This window comes from Pseudarthrobacter sp. BRE9 (assembly GCF_031844305.1).
Lineage (GTDB): Bacteria > Actinomycetota > Actinomycetes > Actinomycetales > Micrococcaceae > Arthrobacter.
In genome coordinates, this window is sequence record NZ_JAUZUY010000002.1 from 427,733 (window position 1) to 454,149 (window position 26,417).

At 67.0% G+C, this 26,417-nt stretch carries 25 protein-coding genes; 3 read left to right on the plus strand and 22 right to left on the minus strand.

From position 1 onward, the window contains the following. Nucleotides 1–4 precede the first annotated feature (4 nt). Nucleotides 5–934 (plus strand): alpha/beta hydrolase, encoded by a 930-nt coding sequence (locus tag Q9R31_RS06850; protein WP_311261982.1) that lies wholly within the window; start codon nucleotides 5–7, stop codon nucleotides 932–934. Next, nucleotides 931–2,007 carry a glycosyltransferase family 1 protein gene (locus tag Q9R31_RS06855; RefSeq protein WP_311261983.1) on the plus strand — a complete coding sequence of 359 codons (1,077 nt, stop codon included), beginning with the start codon at nucleotides 931–933 and terminating at the stop codon, nucleotides 2,005–2,007. The genes Q9R31_RS06850 and Q9R31_RS06855 overlap by 4 nt, the downstream gene beginning before the upstream one ends. A 43-nt stretch (nucleotides 2,008–2,050) precedes the next feature. Here Q9R31_RS06855 and Q9R31_RS06860 read toward each other — a convergent pair whose 3' ends face one another. The 13 genes from Q9R31_RS06860 to pyrR all read right to left on the minus strand — a co-directional run bounded on the left by Q9R31_RS06860 (nucleotide 2,051) and on the right by pyrR (nucleotide 17,111). Further along, nucleotides 2,051–4,135, minus strand: a complete 2,085-nt coding sequence (locus tag Q9R31_RS06860; RefSeq protein ID WP_311261984.1) for a primosomal protein N' — start codon at nucleotides 4,133–4,135, stop codon at nucleotides 2,051–2,053. A 108-nt stretch (nucleotides 4,136–4,243) separates the two neighbouring features. After that, nucleotides 4,244–5,479 (minus strand): methionine adenosyltransferase, encoded by a 1,236-nt coding sequence (gene metK / locus Q9R31_RS06865; RefSeq protein ID WP_311261985.1) that lies wholly within the window; start codon nucleotides 5,477–5,479, stop codon nucleotides 4,244–4,246. 77 nt (nucleotides 5,480–5,556) lie between these two features. Beyond that, nucleotides 5,557–6,795, minus strand: a complete 1,239-nt coding sequence (gene coaBC, locus Q9R31_RS06870; protein WP_311261986.1) for a bifunctional phosphopantothenoylcysteine decarboxylase/phosphopantothenate--cysteine ligase CoaBC — start codon at nucleotides 6,793–6,795, stop codon at nucleotides 5,557–5,559. Nucleotides 6,796–6,833: 38 nt separating this feature from the next. After that, a complete protein-coding gene (rpoZ, locus tag Q9R31_RS06875; RefSeq protein ID WP_026264487.1) occupies nucleotides 6,834–7,094 on the minus strand; it encodes a DNA-directed RNA polymerase subunit omega in 261 nt (86 codons plus the stop codon). 15 nt (nucleotides 7,095–7,109) lie between these two features. Further along, a complete protein-coding gene (gmk, locus tag Q9R31_RS06880; protein WP_311261987.1) occupies nucleotides 7,110–7,703 on the minus strand; it encodes a guanylate kinase in 594 nt (197 codons plus the stop codon). A 45-nt stretch (nucleotides 7,704–7,748) separates the two neighbouring features. Further along, nucleotides 7,749–8,066, minus strand: coding sequence for an integration host factor, actinobacterial type (gene mihF / locus Q9R31_RS06885; protein WP_311261988.1), 318 nt, complete (start codon nucleotides 8,064–8,066; stop codon nucleotides 7,749–7,751). A gap of 110 nt (nucleotides 8,067–8,176) precedes the next feature. After that, nucleotides 8,177–9,055, minus strand: coding sequence for an orotidine-5'-phosphate decarboxylase (gene pyrF / locus Q9R31_RS06890; RefSeq protein ID WP_311261989.1), 879 nt, complete (start codon nucleotides 9,053–9,055; stop codon nucleotides 8,177–8,179). Beyond that, nucleotides 9,048–12,362, minus strand: coding sequence for a carbamoyl-phosphate synthase large subunit (carB, locus tag Q9R31_RS06895; RefSeq protein WP_311261990.1), 3,315 nt, complete (start codon nucleotides 12,360–12,362; stop codon nucleotides 9,048–9,050). The genes pyrF and carB overlap by 8 nt, the downstream gene beginning before the upstream one ends. Further along, nucleotides 12,362–13,663 (minus strand): glutamine-hydrolyzing carbamoyl-phosphate synthase small subunit, encoded by a 1,302-nt coding sequence (carA, locus tag Q9R31_RS06900; RefSeq protein WP_397428211.1) that lies wholly within the window; start codon nucleotides 13,661–13,663, stop codon nucleotides 12,362–12,364. Before carA ends, carB begins: the two co-directional genes overlap by 1 nt. Continuing rightward, nucleotides 13,644–14,162, minus strand: a complete 519-nt coding sequence (locus tag Q9R31_RS06905; RefSeq protein ID WP_311261992.1) for a hypothetical protein — start codon at nucleotides 14,160–14,162, stop codon at nucleotides 13,644–13,646. The genes carA and Q9R31_RS06905 overlap by 20 nt, the downstream gene beginning before the upstream one ends. Then, a complete protein-coding gene (locus Q9R31_RS06910) occupies nucleotides 14,162–15,502 on the minus strand; it encodes a dihydroorotase (RefSeq protein ID WP_311261993.1) in 1,341 nt (446 codons plus the stop codon). Before Q9R31_RS06910 ends, Q9R31_RS06905 begins: the two co-directional genes overlap by 1 nt. Then, nucleotides 15,502–16,527, minus strand: coding sequence for an aspartate carbamoyltransferase catalytic subunit (locus Q9R31_RS06915; RefSeq protein WP_311261994.1), 1,026 nt, complete (start codon nucleotides 16,525–16,527; stop codon nucleotides 15,502–15,504). Before Q9R31_RS06915 ends, Q9R31_RS06910 begins: the two co-directional genes overlap by 1 nt. Next, nucleotides 16,524–17,111, minus strand: a complete 588-nt coding sequence (pyrR, locus tag Q9R31_RS06920; protein WP_311261995.1) for a bifunctional pyr operon transcriptional regulator/uracil phosphoribosyltransferase PyrR — start codon at nucleotides 17,109–17,111, stop codon at nucleotides 16,524–16,526. Before pyrR ends, Q9R31_RS06915 begins: the two co-directional genes overlap by 4 nt. A 177-nt stretch (nucleotides 17,112–17,288) precedes the next feature. On the opposite strand from pyrR, the gene Q9R31_RS06925 reads away from it, so the two are divergent. Then, entirely contained in the window at nucleotides 17,289–18,566 is a 1,278-nt protein-coding gene (locus Q9R31_RS06925) for a PrsW family intramembrane metalloprotease (RefSeq protein ID WP_311261996.1), read from the plus strand. Between the two features lie 93 nt (nucleotides 18,567–18,659). Here the strand turns inward: Q9R31_RS06925 and nusB are convergent, their stop codons facing one another. The 9 genes from nusB to ruvX form a co-directional block, all read right to left on the minus strand. Further along, nucleotides 18,660–19,070, minus strand: a complete 411-nt coding sequence (gene nusB, locus Q9R31_RS06930; protein WP_018769312.1) for a transcription antitermination factor NusB — start codon at nucleotides 19,068–19,070, stop codon at nucleotides 18,660–18,662. After that, entirely contained in the window at nucleotides 19,070–19,633 is a 564-nt protein-coding gene (gene efp / locus Q9R31_RS06935) for an elongation factor P (RefSeq protein WP_018769313.1), read from the minus strand. Before efp ends, nusB begins: the two co-directional genes overlap by 1 nt. Nucleotides 19,634–19,801: 168 nt before the next feature. Further along, nucleotides 19,802–20,320, minus strand: a complete 519-nt coding sequence (locus Q9R31_RS06940) for a tetratricopeptide repeat protein (RefSeq protein WP_311261997.1) — start codon at nucleotides 20,318–20,320, stop codon at nucleotides 19,802–19,804. Further along, entirely contained in the window at nucleotides 20,320–21,411 is a 1,092-nt protein-coding gene (gene aroB, locus Q9R31_RS06945) for a 3-dehydroquinate synthase (RefSeq protein ID WP_311261998.1), read from the minus strand. Before aroB ends, Q9R31_RS06940 begins: the two co-directional genes overlap by 1 nt. Further along, complete coding sequence (locus tag Q9R31_RS06950; protein ID WP_311261999.1) at nucleotides 21,408–21,977, minus strand: shikimate kinase; 570 nt, start codon at nucleotides 21,975–21,977, stop codon at nucleotides 21,408–21,410. The genes aroB and Q9R31_RS06950 overlap by 4 nt, the downstream gene beginning before the upstream one ends. Beyond that, entirely contained in the window at nucleotides 21,977–23,176 is a 1,200-nt protein-coding gene (gene aroC, locus Q9R31_RS06955; RefSeq protein WP_311262198.1) for a chorismate synthase, read from the minus strand. The genes Q9R31_RS06950 and aroC overlap by 1 nt, the downstream gene beginning before the upstream one ends. Before the next feature lie 23 nt (nucleotides 23,177–23,199). Next, entirely contained in the window at nucleotides 23,200–24,060 is an 861-nt protein-coding gene (locus Q9R31_RS06960) for a shikimate dehydrogenase (RefSeq protein ID WP_311262000.1), read from the minus strand. Continuing rightward, complete coding sequence (gene mltG, locus Q9R31_RS06965; RefSeq protein WP_311262001.1) at nucleotides 24,057–25,820, minus strand: endolytic transglycosylase MltG; 1,764 nt, start codon at nucleotides 25,818–25,820, stop codon at nucleotides 24,057–24,059. Before mltG ends, Q9R31_RS06960 begins: the two co-directional genes overlap by 4 nt. Further along, nucleotides 25,817–26,416, minus strand: a complete 600-nt coding sequence (gene ruvX, locus Q9R31_RS06970; RefSeq protein ID WP_311262002.1) for a Holliday junction resolvase RuvX — start codon at nucleotides 26,414–26,416, stop codon at nucleotides 25,817–25,819. Before ruvX ends, mltG begins: the two co-directional genes overlap by 4 nt. Nucleotide 26,417: the final 1 nt, after the last annotated feature.

Consider the following 26,417-nt stretch of genomic DNA (forward strand, 5'->3'; position numbering starts at 1 on the left):
GCGCATGGACACCGTAAACCCGGGGACTTCCCCTGCGCCCGCCTACCTGAGCGCCGGGCTTTCCGCCCGCACCTCCACATCCACCGTGACCATCGACGGCGGCAGGGTGGCCTTCTGGACCTACGCGCCGCTGCAGGAAACGCCGGAGACCCGCACCATCCTGGTGGTCCACGGGTTCCGCGGCGACCACCACGGGCTCCTGCGCGTAGCGGACCAACTGCCGGACATGCGCATCATCATGCCGGACCTGCCTGGCTTCGGCGGATCGGACGCCTTTGCCCGGGGCCCGCATTCCGTGGCGCGCTACGGGCAGTTCATCACTGACTTCATGGTTTCCCAGGGACTGGGGCCGGATACCGTGCTGCTGGGCCACTCATTCGGATCCATCGTGGCCGCACACTTCGCGGCAAACAACCCGGAGGCCGTCCGGCCCCTGATCCTCATCAACCCCATCGCCGCTCCAGCGCTGGAAGGACCCAAAGGGGTGATGACGCGGCTGGCGGTGCTGTACTACCGGCTGGCGGCACGCCTCCCGCGGCGGCCGGGACTGGCACTGCTGCGCAACCCGGTGATTGTCCGGGTCATGAGCGAGGCCATGGCCAAGACCAGGGACCGGGAGCTGAGGGCCTTCATCCACGGCCAGCACTACGCCTACTTCAGTTCCTTCGCAGACCGGGACAGCCTGCTGGAGTCATTCACCGCCTCCGTCAGCAACCACGTCGCAGAGGTGGCCGGACAACTGGAGCTTCCCGTGCTGCTGATCGCGGGCGAAAAGGATGAAATCGCCACCCTCCCCAGCCAGCACCGCCTCCTGTCACTGCTTCCGGACGGGGAACTGAAGGTGATTCCCGGCGTCGGACACCTCATTCATTACGAAACGCCCGAACCGGCCGCCCGCTACATCCGCAGCTTCCTGAAGGACCATCCCGCGTGAAGATCGTCATTGATGCACGTTTCACCCGTACCGACCATCACGACGGCATCAGCCGCTACGGAGCCAGCCTGATCGCTGCCACGGCAAAGATCGCCGATGTCTCCATGCTGGTCTCCGACGTCCGGCAGCTTGCCCTCCTGCCGGACGTGCCGTACACGCTTATCAGCAGCCCGCTCTCACCGCTGGAGCTCTTCGTTGCCCGGAAGGTCAACGCCATCGGGGCGGACGTGGTGGTGTGCCCCATGCAAACCATGGGCACCTGGGGCCGGAAGTACGGGCTGATCCTCACCCTGCACGACCTCATCTACTATGAGCACCCCGCTCCCCCCGGGTTCCTGCCGGCCCCCGTCCGGCTGCTCTGGCGCCTGTACCACAAGGCGTTCTGGCCGCAGCGGCTCCTTCTCAACCGGGCCGATACCGTGGCCACGATCAGCCGGACCACTGAGGCACTGATGGCCAAGTACCGGCTGACGCGCAGGCCCGTGCGCATCGTCGCCAACGCCCCCCAACCGGCCCAGGAACCCCGCCACCCGGAAGACGGCGCGGACAAGACAATCATCTACATGGGGTCGTTCATGCCCTACAAGAACGTGGAAACCATGGTGGCCGGCATGTCAGGCCTGCCCGGGTACACGCTGCATCTGCTGAGCCGGATCACACCGCAGCGCCGCGCGGAACTGGAAAGCATCGTCCCCCCAGGCGCCGCGGTGGTGTTCCACAACGGCGTGACGGACGCGGAGTATGACGGCCTGCTTCGGCGGGCAACGGCACTCGTAAGCCTGTCCCGGGCCGAGGGGTACGGCCTTCCCCTGGTGGAGGCCATGGCCGTTGGTACCCCGGTGATCGCGAGCGACATTCCCATCTTCCGCGAAGTGGGCGCGGACGCCGCCATCTACGTGGATCCGGAGTCACCCGGGCAGTTCGCCGGCGCGGTCTCACAGCTGCAGGACGCCGTGCACTGGCAGGACATGTCGCGCCGCTCCCTGGCCCGGGCATCGGAGTTCAGCTGGGATGAATCGGCACGCCAACTGGTGGACGCGGCGCACGAGGTAGCGGCCAAAAGGCGCCGCTAAAAAGACGTCCCGGACAGAGGTCCGCCTGAAGGACGCCAACACGCTAGAGGACGTCTACGCCGTCCAGGCGCAATTGCACCGGTTCCGTGGCCCGCTTGGCGGCCACGGCTGCACGGGTTACCCGCAGGATCCGGACGACGGCGGTGGCCTGGCCGTACGGGAAGAACAGGAGCGTCCGCACGTCCTCGGCAGCGCGCCTGCCGGACGGCGGTGCGGTGAGCAGGAGTGGCGCCGGGCCCGCGGTGCGGACTGCTATTCCCACGCGGGCAAGGTCCGCTTCCACGGCACCGGTATAGTGTTCGACGGCGGCGCGCGGCCCGGTTACAGAGGCGATGCGTACAGCCGGGGGAAGCTGCAGTTCCATCCGCAGTGACAGCTCACGCTGCGCATAGCCGGCCGGATCCCATCGCAGCAGAGCACCGGTGGCAGCGGTGTCCGTGGCAGTGACCACCACCAGCCCACCGTCCGGGCCGGGGCGGACGAGGGCAGCGGCGTTGAACCAGCGGCGCACGGTGTCTTCTCCCGCGCGGAGGGTCTCCCGGCGCAGCATCGAATCGCCGTCCAGCAGCAGGGCGGCGGCATACCCGGCCTCCGCTACCGGCTCGGCCCCCACCGTGGCCACCACAAGCGCCTTGGACGTGCCCACCGCGGCTTTCACCTGGTCCCCCGACGACGTGATGACCGTGGTGCCGGGAAATGCCCGGCCAAGCTCCTCGGCAGTGCGCAGGACTCCGGTGGCCCCCTTCCGGAGCCGCCGGCCGCAGCAGTGGGAGCACTTCCAGTCGGGGGCCGGGGTGGAACACCAGCGGCACTGGGGCAGCGCGGATACGCCGGCCAGTGCCAGGGGCCCCTGGCAGTTTCCGCAGCGGGCCGGTTCCCGGCATGTTTCACAGACCAGTGACGGCGCGTACCCTGCCCTGGCCACCTGGACCAGGACGGGACCGCGCTCGAGGCCTTCCTTGGCGGCCTGCCACGCGGCATGCGGCAGGCGCGCGATGGCGGCCAGGGGGTCCCGCTCCTGCTCGAAGCTGTCGGCGGTGCTGACGACGCGGGGAACAGTCCTGCGGACGGTGGCGCGCCCGGTTTCAACCTGGACGGCCCAACCGGCTTCGACCAGGCGCTGGACCTCGGTGCTGCGCGCGTGCCCGGCAAGGAGGCAGGCTGTACCCTCCTGTTCTGCCCGAAGGAGCAGGACCTCCCGGGCATGGGCGTATGGTGCGCGCTGCTCAATGTGGAGGTCGTCGCCGTCGTCCCAGCACGCGACAAGCCCCAGGTCCTGCACCGGGGCGAAGGCGGCCGAGCGCGTACCGATGGCGATTGAGGCAGTGCCCGCGAGCAGGCGCAGGAAGTTCCGGTACCGGGGTGTGGGGCCGTCGTCGGCGGTGAGCCTGGCCACGGCAGTCTCCGGCACCTGCTCCTTGAGTGCCTGCTCCAGCCGGTCCAGGTCCCGGTAGTCGGGCACCACCAGCAGCGCGCCCCTGCCGGAGGCATAAGCGGCCGCGGCGGCCTGGGCCAGCAGTTCCGGCCAGCCGGCCGGGCCGTACCCCTGCAGCGGGTTGACGGCAGCGCGCGGAGATCCTCCGGCGGCCAGGTGCCGGAGGAACGCTCCCCCGGTTCCGTAGGCGGCCCAGGCTGAAGAGCCGGGTGTGCCGGGCGGATTCTGCCCGCCTTCCGCGTCCGGGGTGTCCACCGGACCGGGATACTCCTTTTCCAGCCTGGCGACGCGGGGTGGAACGGCGAGGCGCAGGACATCGCTGACTGTACCGGCGTAGCGGGCAGCGACGGCGGTGGCAAGGTCCTTGACGGCGGGCGTGAGGACCGGGACGGGGGACACGACCTTTGCCAGGGGCACCAAGGCATGTCCGGCGTCGGACTGCGCCACGCGGTCAAGGACGAATCCGCTGAGGTCCTGGCCGTTGAATTTGACCTTGACCCGGACTCCCGGCTGCGCTGCCTGATCAAGCGCAACCGGGACGGCATAGTCAAAAGGGCGGTCCAGATGGGGCAGCCCGGACTCAATGAGCACCCTTGCCACCGGAAGCTCTTCCGCCACAGCGACGCCGCTTTGCACCGGGCGCGGGGGAAAACCCTGCAGGAGGGACGGCTGGACGGAACTGTCAGCAACCATGGTGGTTACCTCCGTTCAGCTACCGGGTTGGACAGGAACAGCCAAGCACCGGGCACTGACATTGGACTTCCCGCCTGGTCATTTGGCTTCGGGCTGGGCGGGAGGTGACTAGGCGTTGAAGAATGCCTTAAGTTCGTCCACCCGGTCCAGGCGTTCCCAGGTGAAGTCGGGCTCATCCCGGCCGAAGTGCCCGTGGGCTGCGGTCTTGGCGTAGATGGGACGCTTCAGGTCCAGGGCATCGATGATGGCGCGCGGGCGGAGGTCGAAGATTTCCGCGATCGCTGCGCTGATCCGCGCAGGATCCACCGTCTCGGTGCCGAACGTCTCAACGTAGGTTCCCACCGGCCGGGCCTGTCCGATGGCGTAGGCGATCTGGATCTCGGCGCGCTTGGCCAGTCCTGCCGCCACCACGTTCTTGGCAACCCAGCGCATGGCGTATGCGGCCGAGCGGTCCACCTTGGACGGGTCCTTTCCGGAGAAGGCACCACCGCCGTGGCGGGCCATGCCGCCGTAGGTGTCCACGATGATCTTGCGGCCGGTGAGGCCGGCGTCGCCCACCGGGCCGCCGATGACGAACTCACCGGCAGGATTGAGGATATTGGCCGCCCGTGAAATGTCCAGGTTGGCGCCGGCGAGGACGGGTTCAATGACGATGGCGGCGAGGTCGGCGCGCAGTTGCTCCAGGCTTGCCCCTTCGGCGTGCTGGCTGGAAATCACCACCGTTTCCACGGACACGGGCACGTCCTTGTCGTAGCCCACTGTCACCTGGGTCTTGCCGTCGGGGCGGAGGTAAGCCAGTTGACCCGTCTTCCGGACCTCGGTGAGCCGTTCGGAGAGCCGGTGGGCCAGCCAGATGGGCGTCGGCATGTAGGAAGGGGTTTCATCGCTGGCGTAGCCGAACATCAGGCCCTGGTCGCCGGCACCCTGGAGGTCATAGTCGTCCTCCTGGCGGCCTTCGCGTGCCTCAAGGGAGTTGAACACGCCGCCGGCGATGTCGTTGGACTGCTGGCCGATGGAAACAGATACGCCACAGCGGGCGCCGTCGAAACCGTTGGCTGAGGAGTCGTAGCCGATGCCCAGGATGGTCTCGCGGACAATCTGCGGGATTTCGACGTAGGCGTCGGTGGTGACTTCGCCTGCCACGTGCACCAGGCCCGTGGTGGCCATGGTCTCCACGGCCACGCGGGACTCGGGGTCTGCGGCCAGCAGCGCGTCCAGGATGGCGTCACTGATCTGGTCGCAGATCTTGTCCGGGTGGCCTTCAGTGACCGACTCGGACGTGAAAAGCCGGAGCGCGGAGGACGGGGCCCCGTGGGTCTGGGGAAGGTGCAGCGGTAAAGTCACTCAACTACCTTACTGGTTGGGAATCTTACGCCCCGCAGGAGATGTCCTCGTGCTAAGCGGACGTGGGCAGGAACACGTCAGGCGCGGGGTGAAACGTGGTTCAGTTCAAAGCTGATGCGGCGGATGATGGCTTCCGAAACCTCTGTCTTGGTTCCCGATGCTTCCTGTGGTTCGGAGCCGGAGCGCGAGAGGATGACCACCGAGTTGGAGTCCTGCCCGAAGACCTTGTCCGTCCCTACATGGTTCACCACCAGCAGGTCGCAGCCTTTCCGCTGCAGTTTTGCTTCCGCGTATGCCAGGACGTCGCCCTGGCTGTCCCCGGTTTCGGCGGCGAAGCCGACGATGAGCTGCCCCGCTCCGGCAGCATCTGCGTTGCGCTGCTCCACGAGTTCCTGCAGGATGTCCGGGTTGCGGACCAGGGTGATGACGGGGTCAGCAGTGTCGTCCCGCTTCTTGATCTTGGTGTCCGAGACTTCTGCCGGGCGGAAATCGGCCACCGCTGCGGACATGATGACGACGTCGGACACGGCAGCGGCGTCCAGTGCGGCTTCCCGGAGTTGCAGGGCAGTCTCCACGCGCACCACCTCCACCCCGGCCGGCGGCGGAACGTCCATGTGGGCCGCCAGCAACCGCACGGACGCTCCCGCGTTCCGTGCTGCCACCGCAAGTGCCACGCCCTGTTTGCCGGAGGACCGGTTGCCAAGGAAGCGCACGGGGTCCAGGGGTTCGCGGGTGCCGCCGGCGCTGATGGTCACGGTGCGGCCGGCAAGGGGCAGCTGGTAGTCGCCCTGTCCCTCGACCAGGGCTATGGCTGCGTCGAAGATCACCTGGGGTTCCGGAAGCCTGCCAGGGCCCGAGTCCGCACCCGTCAACCTGCCCGAGGCGGGTTCAAGGACGGCGGCACCCCGGCTGCGGAGTGTTTCAACGTTGGCCCGGGTAGCGGCGTGCTGCCACATTTCCGTGTGCATTGCGGGGGCGAACAACACCGGGCCGTGGGCCATCAGCAGTGTGTTGGTAAGCAGGTCCCCGGCCTGGCCCGTGGCAGCCTTCGCCAGGAGGTCCGCCGTGGCCGGTGCCACCACGACGAGGTCGGCCTCATGGCCGAGGCGCACGTGGTTGACCAGGTGCACGTCATCAAAAACACTGTTGCTCACCGGGTTTCCGGACAGCGCCTCCCAAGTGGCGGTGCCGATGAAGCGGGTGGACGCCTCCGTGGGAATCACGGTGACGTCATGACCGGCTTCAGTAAAAAGCCGGAGGAGCGATGCCACCTTGTAGGCGGCGATCCCTCCCCCGACTCCGAGGACTATGCGCACGTGACCTCCGTCAACAGCAAGTCAGTTCAGCGGCAGGATTACTCTGCAGCTTCGATCGGCGTGGAAACCAGCTTGCCTTCGTTAATCTCGCGCAGTGCGATCGACAGCGACTTTTCGTTCAGCTTGGTGTCAACCAGTGGGCCGACGTATTCGAACAGGCCCTCGTGCAGCTGGGCGTAGTAAGCGTTGATCTGACGAGCGCGCTTGGCACCGAAGATCACCAGGCCGTACTTGGAATCAGCTACCTTCAGCAGATCGTCGATCGGCGGGTTGATGATGCCTTCAAGGTTCGTGGACACGAATTCTCCAAATTCCTAGCGGGCTGACGGTTCCGGCAGGTGTGGATGCGGTGTCAGCCCCATGAGTGAAACAAGCTCGTCCGCTGCCCGGCGGACGTCATCGTTGATGACGGTGTGGTCGAACTCCGGTTCAGCAGCAAGTTCCAGTTTAGCGGTTTCCAGGCGTCGCTGCTGTTCTTCGGCTGTTTCGGTGCCACGGCCGACCAGCCGGCGGACCATCTCGTCCCAGGTGGGCGGGGCCAGGAAGACGAACTGGGCATCCGGAACGGCTGCCTTGACCTGGCGTGCACCCTGCAGGTCGATCTCCAGCAGCACGGAGCGGCCCTCCGCGATGGCCCGGTTCACGGTGCTCTTCAGGGTGCCGTAGGTGTTCTGTCCATGGACGACGGCCCACTCCAGCAGCTCACCGTCAGCGATGAGCTGTTCGAACTCCTCCTTGGACTTGAAGAAGTAGTGGACGCCATCCACCTCTCCGGGCCGGGGCGCCCGGGTGGTGGCCGAAACGGAAAGCCAGACTTCGGGGTAGTTGTCACGGATGTAGGTGGACACGGTGCCTTTGCCAACAGCCGTCGGACCTGCGAGGACTGTCAGTCCAGGTTTCTTGCTCACGTATTCCTTTTGCCGCAGTTGGGGGAAGGACAGGCGCGGCCTGCCTCAGTGCTCGTCTATAAAATCTACCAGCGCCCGGCGCTGGTGGACGCCCAGGCCGCGGACCCTCCGGGACGCCGCGATGCCCAGCTGCTGCATGATGGCGGCGGCCCGCACCTTCCCGATGCCGGGAAGGGCTTCGAGCAGTTCCGAGACCTTCATGCGGGCCAACGCATCGTCCTCCAGCGCGGAGCTGATGATGTCCGCCGCCGACCTGTCGCCGTTCCGGAGGCTTTCCTTGGCGGCGGCGCGGGTGGCCCTGGCCGCTGCTGCCTTGCCCAGGGCGTCGGCCCGTTCAGTTGCGGATAAAGGTCGCAGGACCATCACGGACACCCCCGGATTCGGCGGATTTCATCCAAGGGCGGCCGCCCTTGGACCTGTCCTGAAACTACCCTTTGGTGCAGCCCGAATCAATGCATCAGGGCAATTGCAGGCTACTGTCCCCGCAGCCCGTCCAACGTGCGCAGGGCGGCCTCCCGCAGTCCACGGATCTGCGGTCCTGCCGAAAGGATGTCACGGCTGGAAGTTCCCAGGACCAGCGGGTATGCGTCGCCGAATGTGGCCCGAAGGTCAGCCGGTGTTGCCCCCTGCGCCCCCAGGCCCGGTGCCAGGATGGGGCCGCGGACGGCAGCGAGATCCAGGTCCAGGTCCATCAGCGCGGACCCGACGGTGGCGCCCACCACCAGGCCGACGGACCCCAGGCTGCCCCCGTACCGGGAGTTTTCGGCTGCTGCCGCTGCCGTGATCCTGCGGGCCACGGAATCCTTTCCGCCAACATGCTGGACAGAAGCGCCCTCAGGGTTGGAGGTCAACGCCAGCACGAAGACACCGCGCCCGGTTTCGGCCGCAAGGTCCAGCGCGGGGCGCAGCGACTCGAAGCCGAGGTAAGGGCTCAGCGTGACGCTGTCCGCCGCCAGCGGGGACCCGTCCCGGAGCCAGGCGTCGGCGTAGGCAGCCATGGTGGAACCGATATCGCCGCGCTTCGCGTCAGCGATGCTGAGCGCTGACTCGTCACGGGCCGTGGCCAGGACTTCCTCCAGCACCGCCATGCCGGCCGAGCCGTGGCGTTCGTAGAGCGCCACCTGCGGCTTGACCGCGGCAGCGAGCGAAGCCACCGCCTCCAGGACCGTCAGGGAAAAACGCCTCAGCCCTGCGGCGTCGTCGTCCAGTCCCCAACTCCGCAGCAGTGCGGGGTGCGGGTCGATGCCCACGCAGAGCGGGCCGCGGGCGGCCATGGCCGCGCCGAGTCGGGAGCCGAAGGACTCCCGGCCGGCGGCGGATGCCGGGCTGTTGCCGGACACCTGCTCAGGCATGCTGCAGGGCAGCCTTCTGTGATTCCGCCAGCGCGGCGGCGTGCTCCTGCAGGCTGGTGACGGACCATTCGTAGGTGCGGAGGGCCTCGATGGCCTGGACTGCGGCGTTGAACTCGGCCACCGTGGTGATGCACGGAATGCCGATGGACGTCGCCGCGGCGCGCAGTTCGTAGCCGTCGCTGCGCGCTTCGCCGCCGGAGGGGGTGTTGAAGACCATGTCGATCTCGCCGGCAACGATGAGGTCAGCGATGGTGCCTTCGCCCTCGGCGCTGCTGCCCTCGGCGACCTTGCGGACCGGGGTGGCCTGGATGCCGTTGCGGCGCAGGACATCGGCGGTGCCGCCGGTGGAGACGATCTCGAAACCGAGGTCGGAGAGCCGCTTGACGCCCATGATCACCGAGCGCTTGTCGCGGTTGGCCACCGAGACGAACACCTTGCCTTCGGTGGGCAGGGCATTGTTGGCGGCCGCCTGGCTCTTGGCGAAGGCGGTATCGAAGTGCTTGTCGATGCCCATGACCTCACCGGTGGACCGCATCTCGGGCCCGAGCAGGGAGTCCACCACCTTGCCCTCCAGGGTCCGGAACCGGCTGAACGGCAGGACAGCTTCCTTGACGGCGACGGGGGCGTCCAGCGGCAGCGTGGAGCCGTCCCCGGTTTCCGGCAGCATCTTGTAGGCGCTGCGGAGCTGTCCGATGGTCACGCCGGTGCCGATCAGGGCGGCGGCCTTGGCCATCTGGACGCCGGTGGCCTTTGACACGAACGGCACGGTCCGGGAGGCGCGGGGGTTGGCTTCCAGGACGTACAGGACGTCGGAGGCCAGCGCGAACTGGATGTTGATCAGGCCCCGGACGCCCACGCCTTCAGCGATGGCGCGGGTGGCGGTGCGGACGCGTTCGACGACGTTGCTCCCCAGGGTGATCGGCGGCAGGACGCACGCGGAGTCGCCGGAGTGGATGCCGGCTTCCTCGATGTGTTCCATGATGCCGCCCAGGTACATGTCGGTGCCGTCAAAGAGGGCGTCCACGTCGATTTCGACGGCGTCCTCCAGGAACCGGTCGATCAGTACCGGGTGGTCCGGGGTGATTTCGGTGGCGTTGGCGATGTAGCGGGAGAGGTTGGGCTCGTCGTAGACGATTTCCATGCCGCGGCCGCCCAGCACGTAGGACGGGCGGACCAGGACGGGGTAGCCGATCTCGTCCGCGATCTTCTTGGCGTCCTCGAAGGAGACGGCGGTGCCGTTCTTGGGCGCCACCAGGCCGGCCTTGTCCAGCACCCGGGAGAAGGCGCCGCGGTGTTCGGCGAGGTCGATGGCCTCCGGTGAGGTGCCCAGGATCGGCACGCCGGCGTCGGCCAGCTGCTGGGCCAGCTTCAGCGGAGTCTGGCCGCCGAGCTGGACGAACACGCCCATGACGCCGCCGGTGCGTTCCTCGGCCGCGATGACCTCCAGGACGTCCTCGAGCGTGAGCGGCTCGAAGTACAGGCGGGTGGAGACGTCGTAGTCAGTGGAGACGGTTTCCGGGTTGCAGTTGACCATGACTGTCTCGTAGCCCGCCTTGCGCAGCGCCATCGAGGCGTGGACGCAGGAGTAGTCGAACTCGATGCCCTGGCCGATCCGGTTGGGGCCGGAGCCGAGGATCAGGATGGACGGCTTGGAGTGCAGCGCAACCTCGTCCTCCTCGTCGTAGGCCGAGTAGTGGTACGGGGTGTACGCGGCGAACTCGGCGGCGCAGGTGTCGACGGTCTTGTAGACGGGGCGGATGCCCAGGGCCTGGCGCACACCCCGGACCACGGCCTCGGGGTTGTGCGTCAGGGCGCCGATCTGCTCGTCCGAGAAGCCGTGCCGCTTGGCCCGCTTCAGCATATCGGCCGTGAGCGCGCCGGCCTGGCGGATTTCGCGGGAGATCTCGTTGAGGAGCTGGAGCTGGTCCAGGAACCACGGATCGATCTTGGTGGCCTCGAAGAGGTCCTCCACGCTGGCACCGCCCAGGAGGGCGCGCTGGACCTGGTGCAGGCGCTCGGTGGTGGGGCGCTTGGCCTTTTCGATGAGCTCGGCGACTTCCCACTCGGGGACGGAGCTGAAGTCCAGCTGCGAGCCCTTCTGCTCGAGGGAGCGCAGCGCCTTCTGCAGGGCCTCGGTGAAGTTGCGGCCCATGGCCATGGCCTCGCCCACCGACTTCATGGTGGTGGTGAGGGTGTTGTCCGCTGCCGGGAACTTCTCGAAGGCGAACCGCGGGACCTTGACCACCACGTAGTCGAGGGTGGGTTCGAAGGACGCGGGGGTCTTCTGGGTGATGTCGTTGGGGATCTCATCCAGGGTGTAGCCCAGGGAAAGCTTGGTGGCGATCTTGGCGATGGCGAAGCCGGTGGCCTTGGATGCCAGCGCCGAGGAGCGGGAGACGCGCGGATTCATCTCGATGACCACGACGCGGCCGGTCTTGGGATCGATGGCGAACTGGATGTTGCAGCCGCCGGTGTCCACGCCCACCTCGCGGATGACGGCGATGGCGACGTCGCGCAGCTTCTGGTATTCGCGGTCGGTGAGGGTCAGCGCCGGGGCCACGGTGATGGAGTCGCCGGTGTGCACGCCCACGGGATCGAAGTTCTCGATGGAGCAGACGACAACCACGTTGTCGTTCTTGTCCCGCATCATTTCGAGCTCGTATTCCTTCCAGCCCAGGATGCTCTCTTCGAGCAGGACCTCGCTGGTGGGGCTGTACTGCAGGCCCTGTCCGACAATGCGGCGCAGGTCCTGCTCGTTGTAGGCCAGGCCGGAGCCGAGGCCGCCCATGGTGAAGGACGGGCGGACCACCATGGGGTAGCCCAAGTCCACGGCTGCCGTGAGGGCCTCATCCATGGTGTGGATGATGTGGCTGCGCGCGGACTCGGCGCCGCAGCGTTCCACGACACCCTTGAACTTTTCACGGTCCTCGCCAAGCTCGATCGCGGCGATGTTGGCACCGATCAGCTCGACGTTGTACTTCTCCAGTACGCCGTTCTTGTCCAGGGCGATGGCGGTGTTCAGCGCGGTCTGGCCGCCCAGGGTGGGCAGGACGGCGTCCGGGCGTTCCTTGGCGATGATCTTCTCCACCACCTCGGGGGTGATGGGCTCGACGTAGGTGGCGTCGGCGAACTCGGGGTCGGTCATGATGGTGGCCGGGTTGGAGTTCACGAGGATGACGCGCAGGCCTTCCTCCTTGAGGACGCGCAGTGCCTGCGTACCGGAGTAGTCGAACTCGGCGGCCTGGCCGATGACGATCGGGCCGGAACCAATGACGAGGACGCTCTTGAGATCTGTACGTTTCGGCATTACTTCTTGTCCTCAGTCTTGTTGTCGTTTTTGTGGTCAGCGCCGGCGGGGTGGGCGGCGTCGACGGGGTCCTTGGACAGGTTGGCGTTCCTGCCGTCCCGCGTGCCCTCCATGAGCTCGATGAAGCGGTCGAACAGGTAGGCCGCGTCGTGCGGGCCTGCCGCGGCTTCCGGGTGGTACTGCACGGAGAACGCCGGGATGTCCAGGCAGGCGAGGCCTTCCACGACGTCGTCGTTCAGGCTGATGTGGCTCACTTCCACCCGGCCGTAGCGTGCCTCCGGAGCCTGGGTGGCGCCGTCGAGCGGTGCGTCCACGGCAAAACCGTGGTTCTGGGAGGTGATCTCCACCTTGCCGGTGCGGCGGTCCATGACGGGCTGGTTGATGCCGCGGTGTCCGTAGCGGAGCTTGTACGTGCCAAAGCCCAATGCGCGGCCCAGGATCTGGTTGCCGAAGCAGATGCCGAAGTACGGCAGCTTTTCGTCCAGGACCGAGCGCAGCAGCTTGACCTGGGCGTCGGCCGTGGCGGGATCGCCCGGGCCGTTGGACATGAAGAACCCGTCCGGGTTGACGGCCTTGACGTCCTCGAGGGTGGCGGTGGCGGGAAGCACGTGGACGCGGACGCCGCGCTCGGCGAACCGGACCGGGGTCATGGCTTTGATGCCAAGGTCGATCGCCGCGATGGAGAAGCGGGGTTCGCCGTCCCAGCCGTGGTCCTTCGGCTCCACGACGTAGGCTTCGTCCACGCTGACTTCCTCGGCCAGGCGCGAACCCTCCATGGGGGCGCTGGCCAGGACGGCGTCGAGCAGTTCCTTGTCCGTGGCCTGTGCTGCGTCGCCGGAGAAGATGCCGGCGCGCATGGTCTTGTGCTCGCGCAGGTGCCGGGTGATGGCGCGGGTGTCAACGCCCTGGATGCCCACGATGCCCTGGGCGATGAGCTCTTCGTCCAGTGACCGCTCGGAGCGCCAGTTGGAGGGCCGGCGGGCGGCGTCGCGGACGATGTAGCCGGCAACCCAGATGCGCCGGGACTCGGCGTCGTCATTGTTCACGCCGGTGTTGCCGATGTGCGGGGCCGTCTGGACCACCAGCTGCCGGGCGTAGGAGGGGTCGGTGATGGTTTCCTGGTAGCCGGTCATCCCGGTGGCGAAAACGGCCTCGCCCAGGGCGGTGCCGGTGGCGCCGTAGCTGGTGCCGCGGAAAATGCGCCCGTCTTCGAGGACCAGCGCAGCTGGGGCCGAAACAGGAGCGGAGGTGGTTGCTGTCAATGTATTCGCTTTCACTGTCTTACTTTCCACTGGTGGCACCAGCCGCTGGGGCTGACGAAATCAAATCCTGAAGGGCCTGGTAAAGCGTGTCCTTGTCCGCGGCGCGGCGGGTCCTGAAGCCGGTGTCCAGCTCGTGCGCGCCGAGGTTCCATGCGAGCACCAGCAGGCCGTCCTTTTCCACGAACTTCCCCGCCATGCCGCTGTCCTGCCGGACACCGGTGAGGGAGGCTGCGGGGATGTACACGGCGGGCGCGCCTGACCGCTCGTAGAGTACGCCGTGCGGGTACACCGCGAGGGTGGCGTTGGTGCGGATGCCCAGCCCGTGCACGGCGATCCGGTCCAGCCAGTCGCCGGCCGTGGTGGTTGCAACGTACTGCCCTTCGGCAGCGGCGGTGGGCTCACCGGGCGCGGCGGGCACCTGGGGCAGGTGTCCGACGTCGGACTGGCGCTTCAGGCGGTTGCGCCAGCCCACGGCGAGGAGGACGAACACGACGGCGACCACCGCCAGCATGGCAAGTCCGGGAAGGATCTTGTCCATCAGGCAGCGCCTGCCGGGGTTGCGGCGGCGTCCGGGTGCGGGGTGTTCAAAGCGCCGTCAAGGACGGTGGGGTGGCCCTTGAAGAAGGTGGCCACCACCTTGCCGGGGAGTTCCCTGCCCTTGAACGGTGAGTTACGGCCCATGGTGGCCATCTTGAACGGGTCCACCGTCCAGCGCGCCGCCGGATCCACCAGGATGATGTTGGCCGGTTCTCCGGCTTCGAGGGGCCGGCCCTGGTCGGCCAGCCGGCCAATCTTCGCGGCCGCCGTTGACGTTACCCTGGCGAAGTCGGCCCAAGTCATCAGGCCGGTTTCGATCATGGCGTGCTGGACCACGGACAGGGCGGTTTCAAGCCCGGTCATGCCCATCGCGGCCTGCGCCCATTCGCATTCCTTGTGTTCGCTGGGGTGCGGTGCGTGGTCGGTACCCACAACGTCGATCGTCCCGTCTGCCAGCCCGGCGCGCAATGCCTGGACGTCGGCATCGGTGCGCAGCGGCGGGTTGACCTTGAACACGGGGTCGTAGCTGCGCACGAGGTCGTCGGTCAGCAGCAGGTGGTGCGGGGTGACCTCGGCCGTGACGTCGATGCCCCGTTCCTTGGCCCAGCGGATGATTTCCACCGAACCGGCGGTGGACACGTGGCACACGTGGAGGCGGGAGCCAACATGCTGGGCCAGCAGGACGTCGCGGGCAATGATGCTTTCCTCGGCGACCGCGGGCCAGCCGGTGAGGCCCAGGACCGCGGAGACGTCGCCTTCGTTCATCTGGGCACCGGCGGTGAGGCGCGGTTCCTGCGCGTGCTGGGCCACCACGCCGTCGAACGCCTTGACGTATTCCAGCGCACGGCGCATCAGCACCGGGTCGTGGACGCAAATGCCGTCGTCGGAGAACATCCGGACCCGGGCGCGGGAATCGGCCATGGCGCCCAGCTCGGCCAGCTGCTCCCCTGCCAGGCCGACAGTGACGGCACCGACGGGGCGGACGTCCACCCAGCCGGCCGCCCGGCCCAGCGTGTAGACCTGCTCCACCACGCCTGCGGTGTCCGCAACGGGGGTGCTGTTGGCCATGGCGTGCACGGCTGTGTAGCCGCCCAGCGCCGCTGCCCGCGTTCCGGTCTCCACGGTCTCGGCGTCTTCGCGGCCGGGTTCGCGGAGGTGCGTGTGCACGTCCACCATGCCGGGCAGGGCCACCAGGCCGGCGGCGCCGATGACGGTGGCCCCGTCAGCGTCAAGGCCGGTGCCGATCTCAGCGATGATACCGTCGCGGACCAGGAGGTCCGCGGGGTCACCGCCCAGGATGGCGGCGCCTTGGATGAGGTAGGTTCCGGTGTTGCCTGCCATCAGTTGCTCTCCTTGGTGGACGGGGCGGCGGCATAGGCCGGTGCGCGGTGGGCGGCTGGTTCGCGGGTATCCCCGGAGAGCAGCAGGTACAGGGCGGCCATCCGCACGGATACACCGTTGCGGACCTGCGCCAGGACGGTGGAACGGGGCGAGTCCGCGGCGGCAGCGCTGATTTCCAGGCCCCTGTTCATGGGCCCCGGGTGCATGATGATGGTGTCCGTCATCCCCAGGTCGTCCAGGGCACGGAGGCGGTTGTCGTCAAAGCCCCACCGGCGAGAGTATTCCCGGGTGCTGGGGAAGAACGAGGCGTTCATGCGTTCGCCCTGGACGCGGAGCATCATCATGGCGTCGACTCCGTTTGCCAGGGTTTGGTCCAGGTCGTAGCTGACGCTGCAGGGCCATTTGTCGACGCCGACCGGCAGTAGGGTGGGCGGCGCCACCAACGTGACTTCCGCTCCGAGGGTCCGGAGCAGCCACACGTTGGACCGCGCCACCCGGGAGTGCAGGACGTCGCCGGCGATGGCTACCCGCATGCCTTTGAGGTCCGTCCCCTCGGAACCAGTGCCGGAGAGGCGGGCCCAGTGGCGGCGCATGGTGAAGGCGTCGAGCAGGGCCTGGGTGGGGTGTTCGTGGGTGCCGTCGCCGGCGTTGATGACGGCGGCGTCGATCCAGTCGGTTGCGGCCAGACGGTGTGGAGCGCCGGAGGCCCAGTGCCGGATGACGACGGCGTCGGCCCCCATGGCGGACAGGGTCTGGGCGGTGTCCTTGAGGGACTCGCCCTTGGAGACGGAGGAGCCCTTGGCGGCGAAGTTGATGACGTCCGCCGAGAGCCGCTTGGCGGCGGCTTCGAAGGAGATGCGGGTGCGGGTGGAGTCCTCGAAGAAGAGGTTGACGACGGTGCGTCCGCGCAGTGCCGGGAGCTTCTTGACTTCCCGCTCCCCCACGGCTGCCATCTCCTCGGCGGTGTCCAGGATGCGGATGGCGTTCGAAAGGCTGAGGTCCTCGGTGGACAGGAGGTGTTTCATGCGCCGCCCTCGATCACGACTTCGTTGACCGGCGTTCCGGCGTCGGACGTGTCTGTTTCCTCAAGCCGGACCCGGACCTTTTCGGCGGAAGAAGTGGGAAGGTTCTTGCCCACGTGGTCCGCCCGGATGGGAAGTTCCCGGTGGCCCCTGTCGATCAGGACTGCGAGCCGGACGATGCGGGGGCGGCCGAGATCGACCAGCGCGTCCAGGGCGGCCCGGATGGTGCGGCCGGAGTACAGGACGTCATCGATCAGCACCACTACTTTGTTGTCGATGCCCGTCCTTGGGAGCCTGGTGGGGTAGGGCGGCCTTGTCCCCTGGTGGGAGAGGTCGTCGCGGAACATGGTGACGTCGAGCTGGCCGACGATTGCGGCGGCATCAACGGTGGCGTCCGCGGCGGCGATTTTTTCCGCCAGCCGGACGGCCAGCGGGTAGCCGCGGCGCGGAATTCCCAACAGGACCAGGTCGCGGGATCCCTTGTTGGCTTCAAGGATCTCGTGGGCGATACGAGTGAGGGCCCGGTCAATGTCCGCCTGGCTGAGGACAACCCTGGCTGGAACCGGTGCGCTGGTGACAGAAGTCAACGCTCGTCTCCCCTTTCCCCGCCTCACAGGACGGAATTAAAAAAGGAATATTTGCTGTTCAAAATTACCACACGGTCCATGCCCGGACCGTCCCCGGACAACGCGGTGCTGGTCACACCGAACCGCCCGGACGGGGGATCCTTTGTGGTGCGGTGGCCCCCGCTTAGGCTTTCGGGTATGCCGATGTATCCGCAGCAGCCTTCCTCCGGGCTCCCCGACGACCCCTACCGCCGTGCCACCGGTCCCCTGCCGCAGCAGGCCAATCCAAGCTGGATGGGACAGGTGCAGCCCGAACACTACCGGGCGGCACCGGGACACCAGGGGCAGCCACTTGCGGTGTTGGTGCCGCCGAACGCGCAGGGCGCGGTGCTGCAGGCGTCGCGGACCCGCAGCGGGCTGGCGGGGCTGACGGTTGCCGGCGGCGTGCTGGCTTTCATGAGCCTTTTCCTGGTGGTGCCGTTCCTGCTGTCCAACACCGGGGCCGGCGGTTTCCTGGTCGGTTTCCTGGCGTCGCTGATCCCGTTGTCGGTGGTCCTGGCCGCGGTCCACATCATCGACAGGTGGGAACCGGAACCTAAGCGGCTGCTGTTTTTCGCCTTTACGTGGGGTGCTGCGGTGTCCGTTGCCGTGACCCTGCTCATCCAGCCGTTCTTCGTGATCGCCTTCCAGTTCACCGACCAACCCGACCTGCAGACCTACATGGCCACCGTGCAGGCGCCCATCGTTGAGGAATTCGCCAAGTCGCTTGGCCTGCTCATCCTCCTCCTCGCGGCGCGCCGGCAATTCGACGGGCCGGTGGACGGCGTGGTGTTCGCCTTTACCATCGCCGGCGGGTTCGCCTTCACCGAAAACATCCTCTATTTCGGCAGGGCCATCGCGGAATCGGCATCCCCGGCGAGCGACTTCGCGCAGGTCTTCTTCCTGCGCGGCGTCATGTCCCCGTTCGCCCACGCGATTTTCACCGGGACCACGGGCCTCATCATGGGCTTCGCTGCCAGGCGCTGGCACACGGGCGCTTCGGTTGCGGCCTTCTTCGTGGGGCTGCTGCCGGCCATGTTCCTGCACAACAGGTGGAACAGCATGGGCCAGGGCTTCCTGCTGGACTACATCATGGTCCAGGTGCCGATCTTCGTGCTCGCAGTGGGCGGCATCATCTTCCTGCGGGTGGCCGAGAACCGCCTGACCCGCCAGCGGCTGATGGAGTACTCCGCCGCAGGATGGTTCACGCCGGCCGAAGTCCAGTTGCTGGCCACCCGCGGCGGCAGGCGCATGGTCCTGGCATGGGCTGCGGGTTCGGGCAGGAAGCGACAGATGAAGCAGTTCGTGAAGGCGGCCACCCAGCTGGCCAACACCCGCCAGCGGATCCTCAGCGGACGGGACGTTGCGCTGCACCAGGCAGAGGAAAGGCAGCAGCTCCAAAGGATCGTGTCCCTGCGGGCGGCCGTTGCCCGGTGAGCTGTGCCGAATGCGGCGTGCCGGTTGAACTGCACCCGTGACCACGCAAAAGGGCCCCGCCGAATGGCGGGGCCCTTTTGCGTGGTGGAAAGGCTACGCGAGCAGCGAAGGCTTCAGCTGCTGCAGCCGACCCAGCAGGCCGTTAATGAACTGCGGAGACTCATCCGTTGACAGCGTCTTGGCCAGCGCGACGGCCTCGCTGACCGCCACGCCGTCGGGGACGTCGTCGTTGTAAAGAAGCTCCCAGGTGCCGATGCGCAGGATGATGCGGTCTACTGACGGCATCCGCTCCAGGCTCCAGCCCTGCGAGTACGTCTCCAGGAACTCGTCGATGGCTGCCTGCTGGGACAGCACGCCTTCGACGATTTCCAAGGTGTAGGGGTTGACCACCTGGTCGGTCTTTTCCCGGCGTGCGCGAAGCACGTCGAACGCCGAAACAGAGCGCTGCTCCGCCTCGAAAAGAACATCCAGTGCCCTGTTGCGGGCTTTACCGCGGGCGCTCACTACTCAGTGACCCGGCCCAGGTAGCTGCCGTCGCGGGTGTCCACCTTGACCTTGGTGTTGTTCTCGATGAACAGCGGAACCTGGATCTCGTAGCCGGTTTCCAGGGTGGCGGGCTTGGTGCCTGCGGAGGAGCGGTCGCCCTGCAGGCCCGGCTCGGTGTAGGTGATTTCGAGGACGACGCTCGGCGGCAGTTCGATGTAGAGGGGGTTGCCGTCGTGGATGGCGATGTTGACCATCTGGTTCTCAAGCATGAAGTTGGTGGCGTCGCCAACCGTCGCACCCGAGACGGTGATCTGGTCGTAGTCGGAGGTGTCCATGAAGACGAAGTCCGCGCCGTCCTGGTACAGGTACTGGTAGTCGCGGCGGTCCACGGTGGCCGTCTCGATCTTGAGCCCGGCGTTGAAGGTCTTGTCAACAACCTTGCCGGACATCACGTTGCGCATCTTGGTCCGCACAAAGGCGCCGCCCTTGCCGGGCTTGACGTGCTGGAATTCGATGACGTTCCAGAGCTGGCCCTCAAGTTTCAGGACCGTTCCGTTCTTAATGTCGTTAGTGGTTGCCACTGGTTTCCTCTGGTTTCTTTGTCTGGCCGCGTGGTCAGATGCTGTATGCCGGGCGGGCACGCCGCAACGGCCCGCCTGCACGTGTTTGTCAAAAATCGCGTGGGTGCAAAAATTCCACAACCATTCTACCGGTAAATCGAGGCAGGCCTTTCCGCGGCCGCTGCCGGCTCAGCAGGCCAGGTCCAGGACATCCCTGGCCCGCTGCAGCGCCACCGTGGAAGAGTAAATCTGCGCGGCATCCGCCGACTGCGCCACCCGCAGGTCAAGTGCCTTGGAGAAGGATTCGACGGCGGCGGAGATCTCGCCGGCTGCGTATTGCGTCCGCCCCAGGTATTGCAGGGCCAGCGCCTCCCGCGGCGTGCCCTGCGATTCGGCCAGCAGCTGGCGGAACAGTCCAATGGCACGGCCCATGCGGTGGCTGACGCTCAGCACTTCGGCCTCGAGCACGCGCAGCAGGAAGGACTCCGGGTCTTTGAAGCGTGCCTCAGCCAGCAGTTCGGCAGCCTCGGACGCGTGGCCCTCAACGATGAGCACGAAGATATGGTCAGCCGGGTCAGTGGAGGCGGCCAGTGCTTCGCGTACTGCGTCCTCATTGACGATCTGCGGCAGCAGCGAATCAGGGTTGATCCGGATTCCCGGGAATCCGGCCTCCGGCCAATCGGAGGTGCCGCTTATGTCGCCCTGCATCAGGACGCAATCTCCTGGTAGGCCGCGAACAGCAGCGAAGTGTCAGGGACATCGAGGATCCCGGGTTTGGCAATGCCGTCAAGCACCACGAAGCGCAGCAGGTCGCCGCGGGATTTCTTGTCGCGGCGCATGCCGTCCAGCAGCCCCTGCCAGCGGTCCCGCCGATAGCTGACCGGAAGCCCAAGCCCTTCCAGGATGCTCCGGTGCCGGTCGGCGTCGGCATCGCTGAGCCGCCCGACGCTGCGGGCAAGTTCCGCTGCGAACATCATGCCCACGGACACCGCGGCGCCGTGCCGCCAGGAGTACCGCTCCACCAGCTCGATGGCGTGCCCCAGGGTGTGCCCGTAGTTCAGGATTTCCCGCAGCCCGGACTCTTTGAGGTCCTCGGACACCACTTTTGCCTTAACGGCAATGGCCCGCTCAATGAGTTCCCTCAGCTCGTCGGAGCGCGGATCCACCACGGCGGCGGGGTCCTTCTCCACCAGGTCCAGGATGGCGGGATCGGCAATGAAGCCACACTTGATCACCTCCGCCAGGCCGGAAATGATCTCATTCTTCGGCAGCGTGTCCAGGGTATCCAGGTCTGCCAGGACGGCGGCGGGCGGATGGAAGGAGCCCACAAGGTTCTTTCCCTCGGCCGTGTTGATGCCGGTCTTGCCGCCCACGGACGCGTCCACCATTGCCAGCAGGCTGGTGGGCATGTGGATGACATTGACCCCCCGCAGCCACGTGGCGGCGACGAAGCCTGCCAGATCGGTCACTGCCCCGCCGCCGACGGCGACGATGGCGTCCGAGCGGGTGAAGTCGTTCTGTCCCAGGACCTGCCAGCAAAATGCCGCCACCTGGATGTGCTTGCCTTCTTCGGCGTCCGGGATTTCCGCGGTGAGGGAGGTGAAGCCGGCGGCTGCGAGTTCGTCGCGGACGGTGTCACCGGTCAGGCGCAGTGCGCGGGGGTGGATCACCAGGACCCTGCGGACGCGCTCCCCGAGCAGCGCGGGAAGGTCACCAAGCAGGCCGCGCCCGACGACGACGCCGTAGTTGTTGCCCGCACCTTCGCCGGTGACGTTGATGACGGTAGATTGCGTGTTCACTTTTCAACTTCCTGTTTGGCAGCTGCGTGGTCCCGCAGTGCTGCTTCCAGACGGCCGCCGAGCTCGGAGATCGAGCCGTGGCGGACGTCCAGGGTAATGTCGGCCAGCCTCTCGTAGACCGGCCTGCGGGTGGCGAACATTGCTGTCCAGCGGCCCATGGCATCGCCGGCAAGGAGCGGCCGGCCGGAGTTCCAGGCAATCCTGTCCGCAACGGTATCGGCGTCGCACTCCAGGTACACCACGGTGCAGCGGCTGATCAGCTGCTGAGTCCCCGAGTCCAGCACCGCTCCCCCGCCCAGTGAGATAACGGTGGCGGTTCCTTCGGCTTCCTCGACGGCGTGGGCAACGGTCCGCGCCTCAATTTCCCGGAAGGCGCGTTCGCCGCGGCCGGCGAAGATATCGGCGATGGACCCATGCCCGGCAACGATGACGGCATCGGTGTCAACGAACCGGGCACCCAACTGCTGCGCCAGTTGCTGCCCGATGGCCGATTTGCCCACCGCCATGGGGCCGATGAGCACAATCGGCCGGTCGCCGACAGGTCCGGTATTGCTGCGGTGGAGCACTACTGGCCGATCGAGTCCAGGGATGCCGGGATGTTGTCCAGGTAACCCTTGATGTTGCGCGTGGTCTCCGCCACTGAGTCACCGCCGAACTTTTCGATGACGGCCTCAGCGAGGACCAGGGCCACCATGGCCTCGGCCACCACGCCGGCCGCCGGGACGGCACAAACGTCCGAACGCTGGTGGTGGGCCTTGGCCGGTTCGCCGGTGCTGACATCGATGGTCCGCAGGGCACGCGGTACGGTGGCGATGGGCTTCATGGCTGCACGGACACGGAGGACATCCCCGATGCTCATGCCGCCTTCGATGCCGCCGGCACGGTTGCTGGCGCGGACAATCCGGCCCTCATCGTCGCGCACGATTTCGTCGTGGGCGGCAGAACCGCGGCGGGCGGCGGTGAGGAAGCCGTCGCCGACCTCCACCCCCTTGATGGCCTGGATACCCATGAGGGCAGCCGCGAGCCTGGCGTCCAGCCGGCGGTCCCAGTGCACGTAGCTGCCAAGTCCGGGCGGGAGGCCGTAAGCAAGGACTTCCACCACGCCTCCCAGCGTTTCGCCTTCCTTGTGCGCGGCGTCCACCTCGGCCACCATGGCGTCTGAGGTTTCCCGGTCGAAGCAGCGCAGGGGGTCGGCATCCAGGGCAATGACGTCGCCCGGTACGGGCAGCGGACGGCCTTCCGGGACCCTCACACTGGCGATGGACACGGTGTGGCTCACGAGTTCAACACCGAGCTGCTTGAGGAACTGCGCGGCTACGGTGCCCAGCGCCACGCGGGTGGCAGTTTCCCGGGCGCTGGCGCGCTCCAGCACGGGGCGTGCTTCGTCGAAGCCGTACTTTTGCATGCCCGTGAAGTCTGCGTGTCCCGGGCGCGGGCGCGTGAGGGGCGCGTTGCGGGCCTGGTCGGCGAGGAGCTCGGGGGCCACCGGATCGGCGGACATGATCTGCTCCCATTTGGGCCATTCGGTGTTTCCTACCTGAATGGCAACGGGGCCGCCCTGGCTGATGCCGTGCCGGACGCCGCCGAGGATCGTGACCACGTCCTGCTCGAATTTCATCCGCGCACCGCGGCCGTAGCCGAGGCGGCGGCGGGCCAGGGAGTCTGCGATGTGCCCGCTGGTGATTTCCACACCGGCGGGGACGCCCTCAATAATTCCCATCAGAGCCGGACCATGGGATTCACCGGCAGTCAACCAACGCATAATTTCCATCCTGCCACGTAGGGCGGTCAGAACGCCCGCCGGGCAAGGCCGACTGCGTCACACATCACATCTATGACAGCTGCATTAACGTCTTCCCCGCGCCGGGTGAAGAGCCGCACCTGTTCCACTGCCTGGTACAGCAACATCTCCAGGCCCGGCACTACACGGCCGCCGCCGGCCCGCCATACCGAGGCAATAAGGCTGGGCCAGGGATCGTAGGCAACATCCAGCAGCACGCCCGCCGTCGTTGTCTTCAGGGCGGCAACTTCCGCTGCGAGTCCGTCTGCCGCGCGGGGCGGCAGGGTGGAAATCACGACGTCGGCTTCCGACGTGGGGCGCGCGGCCCCACCCAGGGGATGGACCTCCAGCGCCACCCCCAGGCTGTCCGCGGCCGCGCGGACGTCTGCTGTCCGCGACGCATCACGGACGAACAGCTGCACCGTACCGGTCCCCAGTTCCTTCAGGGCAGCGATTGCCGACGCAGCGGTCCCGCCGCCGCCCAGGATGACGGCCGAAGGTGCCGCCGGGGTGCCGGCATGGCAAAGCGCGTTGACGATCCCGGTGACGTCCGTATTAGACCCGACCACCTTGGTTTCGCCGGCTGATTCCTCGAAGGTTACGGTGTTGACCACTCCGAGGGTCTGCGCCACGCCCCGTACCTCGTCCACCTGATCAAGCATCGCGGTCTTCAAGGGCATCGTGACGGACAGCCCGCGCCAGCCCGGCTGGTGCCGGATCTGGCGCATGAAGGACGGCAGCAACTCCTCGGTGACGTCGATGGCCGTATAGCTGATCCCTGCGCCCAACTGCCCGTATGCCGACAGGTGCAGTGCCGGGGATTTCGAGTGGCTGATCGGGTGGCCCAGGACGGCAGCCCGCAGACTCATGTGCAGCGGCCCGCGTTGGCCTGGCACCAGGCGTTGTACTGCTCCACGTAGGCATTGTGTTCAGCCAGGGTCTTGGCGAACTTGGTTTCCTTGGTGTCCAGGTTGATGGTCACCCAGTACAGGTAATCATTGGCCTTGGGCCGTGCGGCGGCATCGATGGCGGTCTTGCCGGGGGAACCAATGGGTCCCGGCGGCAGTCCCGGATTGGCGTAGGTGTTGTAGGGGTTGGATTTGTCCTGGCGCTGCTCGTCGGTGAAGTTGAAGCTGCGGGTGCCAAGGCCATATGTGACGGCGGAGTCCACCTGCAGGAAGCCACCGGTCTGGTCATTGGGCTTGAGCCGGTTGTAGATGGCGCCCGCCACGTCCCCGTAGTCGGCCTGGCCGCCCTCGGCCTGGACGATACTGGCCACGATGACGGCCTGGTACTGCTTGGCCGGGTCCGTGATGCCCTGCGAAACGAGTTCATCCGTGGTGGACTTCACCAGCGCCTGCAGGATGTCCTTGGCGGGGGTTCCCAGGGGGAACCGGTACTCACCCGGTGCAAGGTAGCCTTCGAGGTTCTTGGCGTTGGCGGGCAGGCCGAACTGCGCCGGCTGGTTGCTGAGGGCCTGCAGCTGCTGCACGGACACTCCCGAGCCCTCCGAGATCGCCTGCAGGGATTCACTGATCCTCAGGCCTGCGCTGAGCGCGAAGTAGATGACTTTCGTCTTGTCCTTGCCCGCCAGGATGTTGACCGCGTCCGCGTTCTTCATCTCGGTTTTGAAGGTGTAGTCGCCCGGCGACAGTGTCCCGCCGGACGCATGGAACGCCTGCATGAAGGTGTCGGCGTTGGCAACAACGCGCTGGTTTTCCAGTTCCATGGCTACCGAGCGGGTTCCCTCGCCGCTTTCCACCGTTATTTGCACCTCACCCGATCCCGGGCCCGGGAAGTCCGAAGGCTTGCCGTTGCCCAGGAGGGGCTTGAGGAACTGGGCTCCCACCGCCACGGCCGTCACGAAGACGGCGAGCGTCAGGAACAGGGCCAGAAGCCTGCGGCGGCGCCGGACCTTCTTCGAGGGGCGCGGCACTACCTGGGCTGCCGATGAGCCTGGAAGCAGTCCGTGGTCCGCCTCCTGGTGGTGCTCATCGGGGTGCGGGGCGTCCAGGTGGGAGTCGTCATGGAATCCGGCGGCGTGGTGGACATGGTCGTGGTGCACTTCCTGGTAGTCGTGCGCGCCGGCCCCGTGGTGCAGGTCCGCGTCATGGTGCACGCCGGCGTACTGGACCTCGGGCGCGTGGTGGCCAACGCCGTCGTGATGGACGACATTGTCATGGTGCAGGACGGCGTTATGGTGCTCGACGGCGTCGTGGTGGAGGACGGCGTCGTGGTGTTCAAGAGGTGCTGGGGTCTCCACGGCGGCACCGTTGCCGTGGGAAGGGTCCGCATTCCGGTCATCCCCGATGGGCTGTCCATCCTGGATGGGCTGTTCGTCCTGGATGGGCTGTTCATCCTGTATGGACGGTGGCTCAACGGGCGCCGCCGGAACATCAACGGCACCGGGCAACGGAGCAAACGTCGGCCCGGCTTCGGGAGACGGGGCGGCCGGCGGAGCAGCGGGAGGCGGCGGGACGTCGCCGGTTTCATAGGCCTGCTCGGGCACGGCGTCCTGGCCGCCGGTATTGAGGCTCTTCTCCCGTGCCCGCAGTTCCTTGCGGGTCAACGGCCTCGCGGCCCCGCTGTCCAGCGGGCCGGAGGTGTCGTCAATGTTGGCAGGGCTCACTGTTGCCTTCCATTATCTGAAGATCGGGCCGTGTCTGCGGGGATGGCGCGGACGGATTCGTCCACCCCACCGGCCCCCAGCTCCACGGACGGGGATGGCGCTGTCACGCGTGAGCCGACATCCGCTCCCCTGGCTTTCTGCATGTCGATGGCGTGCTGAAGAATACCCGCCGCCGCGACCTGATCAACTACTTTACGGTGGTCCCTGCTGCTCATGCCAGCTTCATGCAGGTTCCGGTGGGCCGTGACACTGCTGAGGCGCTCGTCCACGAGGTTAACCGGGACCTCAAGCCCGCGCCGGGAAAACTCGGCCGCGAGGAGCAAGGCGTAGTCCGTGGCCATCCTGGCCGAGGCATGTTCCTCGCCCTTCATGGTCCTGGGCAGACCGACGATGACCTGTACCGCTCCGAGTTCCTGCGCCAGTTTGGCGATGACGCCCACGTCCGAGTTCTTCTTGGCGTTCCGGTCAAGGGTTTTATAGGGCGTGGCCAGGATGGAGTCGCGGTCGCAGATGGCCACCCCTACCCGGACGGTGCCGACGTCCACCCCCAGTTTGACGCCATGGGGGTAGCCGCCGGCAGCAACAGGATTGGTCATG